This is a genomic window from Aeromonas sp. L_1B5_3, from assembly GCF_963866575.1.
Classification (GTDB): domain Bacteria; phylum Pseudomonadota; class Gammaproteobacteria; order Enterobacterales; family Aeromonadaceae; genus Aeromonas; species Aeromonas jandaei.
The window spans coordinates 1-5,937 of record NZ_CAWMDN010000026.1 but is presented as its reverse complement, the minus strand read 5'-3'; the positions used below and the strand labels follow the sequence as shown (position 1 = coordinate 5,937).

Sequence of the window (5,937 nt, the reverse complement as noted above, 5' to 3'; positions counted from 1 at the left end):
TTCGGAACAGCTATTTAGTAACTGGGAATTGTTTGAATAACGCGCCATATTTCTTATCAAAATAATCCATTCCATATTGGCGATCTATCGCTACTTTCTTGTCATACCAATCATCAGTCACAACTTCGGCAATACCACGAGCAAGCAGAATATCTGGCTTAACATTTAACCTATCTCCCTTGAGCAACACCTCAATAGCCGCCTGGCGCTAGGCCAAAATAGAGCCAGCTACGGCGGTCATAACGCCCCTCAACAGAGTAGACCTGGCGCATCTGTTGCTCCAGATTGGCAGGCAAGTCCACCTTTATACGGTAGCGCTTGCGATCATGGAAGGAAACCATCTCAATCACAGCTTTATCGGGGATGGGAACACCGTCGGTAGGTAGGCAGGCCACCACCACCCGCCCAATAATAACGTTGCACCTTGATTCTATCGGCAAGTAGACCTCCAGCTCCGCCACCGGCCAAACGGTCGGCATAAACTTGTTTCCCTCTAAGATAGAACTCGGTCTTGGTGTTCTTAGTAAGATCTATATTACTGCCTGTACCATAATCCCAAGCAAACTGAGGCAAAGGTTGTGGCGCCGCGCAGGCCATCAATGAAAGGCAAAAAACCGATAATGCGACGATAGATTTCATCTCTGCGTTGGTACATCCTGCTCTAGATGGGAGAGATCCATGGTCTCAAGCGCCTTCATATTATCAATGTATCGGCGGCGCAGAGCTGTAATTGCCTCTAGCGTGAGCTGCCGCGGGAGGATATTTGGTGATGTTGGTTTGGTACCCTTAGCCGGCACTTTCAAGCTCCATGGTATTACCTTACTGAGTCAGTATCCGTCTTGGGTTGGGCGACGCGGTAAGCATCCATGATCGGGGCCCAGTCCATGCCCACGGGAACGGGGTACTGTTGATAGACTTTGCTGTACTTCGCATCAAAGTCTGCCCAAGCATTTTTATACTGACTGGAGAGCGGGAAGCGCTTGTCAAAGGGATCATCCGTTACTTCTTTGGCTATTCCCCTAGCCAACAGGATATCGGGCGTGGCTCTGATACTGGTTAAAAAGGCCTCAACATAACCACCTGTCGCCATGCCTAAGCCAATATTATCCCGCCTCTCTTCTCGCAACTCCTTGCCCACTTTTACCCGGTAACGCTGTGCGATCATGCTTTCCAGTTCTGCTGGCAATGTAAGGCTGATGCGATAACGTTTCTTGTCATGAAATGAAACCCACTCAATGTCCACCTGATCAGGTATTGGGCGGGTTGTGTGGCTTCCTTTTGAGATACGCCAACGATAGTCTTTTTCTTTGAGCGCTTCCGCGCCAAAAAATCCGGCAGAACCATTGGTCGAGGCATCGACCAACTTACCTTGGCGATAAAATAGAACTTTAGTCACCCAGAGCTCATCAGAGTTCGAGCCAACCATATGCCACCACTCCAAATTTTGGGTAGATGTGGGTGCTGCCTGACAAGCTGCCATGAGCGGTAATAGTAGAAGTAGTAATAGAATCCGACGCATTAATAACCTCCCTTTTTGTTACCGGTGATCTGACGCACCTCTTTGTCCCCAACAGTGTTGGGCGTATTAACCAGTCCAGTATCGGCGCTGTAGTGCAGATAACCCAGTCGCAGTTGTTGATACACCTCGGAAGGTAAGGCGCGGGCCAAGTTGACGATATCCTTACGGCGTTTTGCCGCATCCACCCATTGCTTATCGAGAACAGCAAGATCGACAGTAGGGTTCGAAATGGCACTGTTAAGCATTAAATCTCGACGACTGGGGTCCCACTCAATAAAGGGAACTCCGGCATCTCGTGCCGCTTCTACCATCATGTGCAGCGGTATACGCGAATACTCCCCCTCCACCACACGATGTAACACCACATCCACCGTCATTTTTTGCTCTGACGCGTCTTTACCCACAGTGGGAAGACGGCGAGGGCGCACATTCAGATACCCGGACACAGTCGGACTACTGTGCGTTTGGAGCAACTTGAACCCCTTAGCCCACCCCTGCTCTGAGCGCATTCGGGCATAGGCTGTGGCATCACGATATGCCTTCGAACCGGTGATCTCACTACGAACCCACTCATCGGAACGAAAGGTGGCGATCACAGTATTTTCGGTGATCACGGGTGAGGCATAATTAGGGTCTCGCAGGCTCCAGCGACTGTAATAGCCACCCCCGACATCAGAGTGAGCACCGGGAATGATGACTTCGGTAAAGTTGTCTGCAATATCGGTTCCAGCTGCATCGTCAGTGATACGGGTCAGGTCGAAGTGAAAACGCCACTCATCGGCAGCAACGATATGCACCACTCGTTCGGCACAGTCAGGATCCAGCACCACGCTGCGTTTGCCCCACAAATATGAGCTGACCACTGTATCAAACAACCCAACAAACTGGATGCGCACATCATCACGACTCGCCCAGTCAAAGCCCTCTTTCAGACGGATTTCGGGGGAATTCGCAATGGCCTCGACCAAAGGATGATCACCCTTCTTGTCAATACGGTTAACAAACTGGCGAGCTGCAGAGGCGCCGCGGCTAAAGCCAAAAACATCGAACTCGACCTTATGGATACATTCGATGGTGGACAGTATTCGCTCCAGTTGTTTTGTGACCTCTGCAACAATTTGGGTTTGACAAGCCTGCTCAACACGAGCAGCACTGGAGGTGTCCCCCTTGTCTGCGGCAAGGCCCGCTTTCGTATCACTCTGCCCTTGGGTAGTACCTATACCTTCAACATAGACAGCCACATTCAACTCTGATTTTGTTGGACGTTGGTAGAGATCATGAGCCTTGCCAATATTGGTGATATCGTTCTTCTCACTGTTATTGAGCTTAGGGGGCAACGCATCATTAAAGCATTGCTCCAGCAAGGTTTCCTGCTCCACTGGGGAGCAGGAGGCCAATGCAGCCTCCAGGGCTGGCTGACCCTCTTGATGCTTGAAGGTGTTGTTGGCGGTGCCATCAAAGAACACACCGATGCGCAGGATATTCAGCTGATAGCCCTTTACCTCAATCACGTAGGAGTGTTTGGTGATAAAGCGCGGCGGCTGGGCCTGACCGACTTTGTGTCCTTCCGGTAGCGGCTGTTCAGGGTCAGTAAGGCAAAGGTCGCCAGTAGTTACTTTGACATGCTCGCGCTTTACATCGTCGTGACCGAAAAGTTTGTCGGTATAAGCGTGAACCTGGCTGGTTTCGCCCTCTTTCAGCTCTTCACGGGACTGAGCTGCTTTAAGCCAGGGCTTGGTTTCCAGCTTGACGGTCACCGGCCCCACTGCAAAGCCCTCCACCAACGTCGGACCATTTTGTAGCGTCACCGTCTTAGCAGTGCCGGTGGCATCAGTCAACGTGGCTTTCAGCCCTTGGAATGACTGGTTGTGCTCATCACGAACATCTATTTCAATCCAGCAATTATTCTTCTCGCAGGGAATGCAGTGAGGACTAATCCCCCCGGCAGCATGCTGTTCTTTCGGCTCTTTTTTGCCGTAACCGAAGCAGCTCAATAAAGAACCTGATTTATCTTTTGAGGATTTATATTGATAAGGGTATGCATTTGCAGAAGGGGTGGCGGTAACACGGCTATTTTCAACCCTCTTGATAAATACAATGTCATTTCCTTTATCAGTGCGACCATACACCTCAGCCGAAGCAATGTTTTCTGCACTAACACCGCCTTTAGCAAGCCATTCGCCCTGGTGTTTAAACCTCTCTGCAGTACTCTGGAGCGAGCTATCTTTATTCTTTTTGCTGGTATAACTTAAGCTGTGGTACGCATTAAAAAAACGAGCATCCGGTATAATTTCATAAATGTAGATAAAGTCCTGCTTGCTCATGAGCAAACCATCTTTAGCCCAATGCTTTTTCAGGAATTCAAGATTATCTGAGGTTGCAAGAAATGCAGATGTCCCTTTTTTGCAGCTACTGCCATTCACATGACGATAGATATCATCATCAGTTCCACTAATTGGCATCCCATTGCTAAATACCTCATCTGGGCTTCTTAAATCGCTCCGGTAAACCCGTGTGGGAAGATTGCTTAATTCATTTTTGGGCATTACGCGGCTCCTATCAATTCAGGATGTTTGCTCAGCCAGTTATTTACCTGCGCCATCTCTTCGTCGTTAAGCATCAAGGGTGCTCTGATGGCATCGAGCGACATGCGTGCCTGCAAAGAGATCGCCCCGGCCACAGCGCCATCGCGAACATCACCTTCCAGCCCAGCTTGATTGGCTTGTTTGAGCACACGCGCAATGGCTGCCTCCGGGTTAGGATGACGCATCATCATATCCTCCATCCGTTGCCAGAAGTGGCGAGAGAGGATGTAGGCGTGACGGCTTTCGTCATAAAGTGGCGCCAGGTGGTGAGGCTGAATGCGAAACCAGGGGGCTTGGCGAGGGGTAAATTCGGTATCCGGCGTGCGTTGCCACACACTGTCGGTGGCCCACAGGCTTGAGCAGGGCCCCAGCACATCATCAAGCTCCTGCTGGCTCATGGTGGCCAGCATCTTGGGAAAGACCCGGCTATCGGCATAGCGCAGCCACATCACCTCTCCTTCAAAGGCCACTTCTATCAGGCTTTGCCAGTGCTGCAGGACGACATCAATAGTGGCATCGCTCGCGACATATAAGCCTCCCAACTGTGGGTGGGCAGCAATAAACTCGGGAGTCGGAGATGGGAATAGCCAAGGACCTTGTTCTGCTTGGTCTGCAAACGCAGTGCCGGCAAACAAGGGAATAGCGTTTGCGCCACCATGGTTGCAGTAGTCCGCCACCGCGGTGGTATCGAGTGCAGCATCGACGATAGCAAACAGTTTGCCGGGATATTGGCTGCGCCATTCTTGAAAAGTCATGCCTTACCTCCTTGGGCAAAGGGGCAGGGTTTCACCAGCGGAGCCATAGACTCCATGCTTTTTTGAATGGCGCTCGCAGGGATAGTGGCAGGCGGTGCGGGTGGTACCTGGACTGCGCCAGGCAAGTTAGGCATCTGACCTGCCCACCCAGAGCCTGCTCCTGGGCTCCCCCCGGAGTTCATCTTGATGGAGCCACCGCTTAGCGTGACGCCACCGGAGTCGAGTTTCACAAAGCTGCCGCCGACCTTGAGGGTCAACTCGGCGCCGGCCTCCATCACGATCTTCATGCCAGCCTTGTGATGCACCTCCTGACCAGCATCAACCAGCAGGGATTGACCCAGCTTCTGGTGCATAGAGGCATCCACCGTCAGCGAATAGTCCGCCTTGATATGGTCGCGCTTCTCACCCTCCACCGTCAGGTGGTCGTTGGCCTTGATGCGGGTGACACGCTCATTGTCGATGTCGGCGTGTTGGTCGTGCTTGATATGCCAAGCCGCATCGTTTTCTATCAGCACATTCAGGTCTTTCTGACCGTGGATGTAAATCTCTTCCTGTCCCGCCTGGTCTTCGAAACGCAGCTCGTTAAACCCCTCGCCCTTGTGGGTTTCGGTGCGCAGCACGGTGCGGGTCTTGTTGGCGGGCAGCTCGTAAGGTAGCCGGTTGGTGGCGTGATAGGTACGCCCGGTCACGATGGGCTGGTCGGGGTCACCTTCCAAAAAGCTCACGATGACCTCATGGCCGATACGCGGGATGGCCATCATGCCGTACTGACCGCCGGCCCAGCACTGGCTCACCCGTACCCAGCAGGAGCTCTGGTCGTTACTTGAGCCGTAGCGGTCCCACGGGAACTGCAGCTTCACCCGGCCGTGCTCGTCGCAGTAAATCTCCTCCCCATCAGGCCCCACCACGATGGCGATTTGCGGGCCATCCACCATCGGCTTGTAGGGCGCCTCGGGGCTGCCGATGCGGGCGCGCCAGGTGGTACTCGCTTTCACTACACCAAATTCGTTGTGGTAAACGGTCGGGCCGCTGCCGCCCTCCTCTTCCAGCGCTTGGGGCTGCTCACCGGTGTGGCGGA

Annotated in this window: 4 protein-coding genes and 2 pseudogenes; all 6 read right to left on the bottom strand. The window is 52.6% G+C overall.

Features of this window, described 5'->3' with window-relative positions; all coding sequences use genetic code 11:
- Positions 1 to 19: 19 nt before the first annotated feature.
- Positions 20 to 639, bottom strand: a pseudogene (locus tag AACR93_RS02860) (DUF2931 family protein); the annotation flags it as partial.
- A gap of 175 nt (positions 640 to 814) precedes the next feature.
- On the bottom strand, positions 815 to 1,519 hold the full coding sequence (locus AACR93_RS02855) for a DUF2931 family protein (RefSeq protein ID WP_043852228.1): 705 nt from the start codon (positions 1,517 to 1,519) through the stop codon (positions 815 to 817).
- Positions 1,519 to 3,456 carry a T6SS phospholipase effector Tle1-like catalytic domain-containing protein gene (locus AACR93_RS02850; RefSeq protein WP_043852229.1) on the bottom strand — a complete coding sequence of 646 codons (1,938 nt, stop codon included), beginning with the start codon at positions 3,454 to 3,456 and terminating at the stop codon, positions 1,519 to 1,521. Before AACR93_RS02850 ends, AACR93_RS02855 begins: the two co-directional genes overlap by 1 nt.
- Positions 3,457 to 3,654: 198 nt before the next feature.
- Positions 3,655 to 4,065, bottom strand: a pseudogene (locus AACR93_RS02845) (hypothetical protein); the annotation flags it as partial.
- Positions 4,065 to 4,859: a DUF4123 domain-containing protein gene (locus tag AACR93_RS02840; protein WP_043852227.1), complete on the bottom strand. Its 795-nt coding sequence runs from the start codon at positions 4,857 to 4,859 to the stop codon at positions 4,065 to 4,067. The gene AACR93_RS02840 and the pseudogene AACR93_RS02845, both read right to left, overlap by 1 nt.
- Positions 4,856 to 5,937 (bottom strand): type VI secretion system tip protein TssI/VgrG (gene tssI, locus AACR93_RS02835; RefSeq protein WP_043852226.1); only part of this gene is annotated, 1,082 nt, incomplete at its 5' end. The genes tssI and AACR93_RS02840, both read right to left, overlap by 4 nt.

Bases quoted from the DNA above. Each gene is read 5' to 3' on its own strand.
- AACR93_RS02855 (WP_043852228.1), bottom strand. From the start codon at position 1,519: ATGCGTCGGATTCTATTACTACTTCTACTATTACCGCTCATGGCAGCT.
- AACR93_RS02840 (WP_043852227.1), bottom strand. From the start codon at position 4,859: ATGACTTTTCAAGAATGGCGCAGCCAATATCCCGGCAAACTGTTTGCT.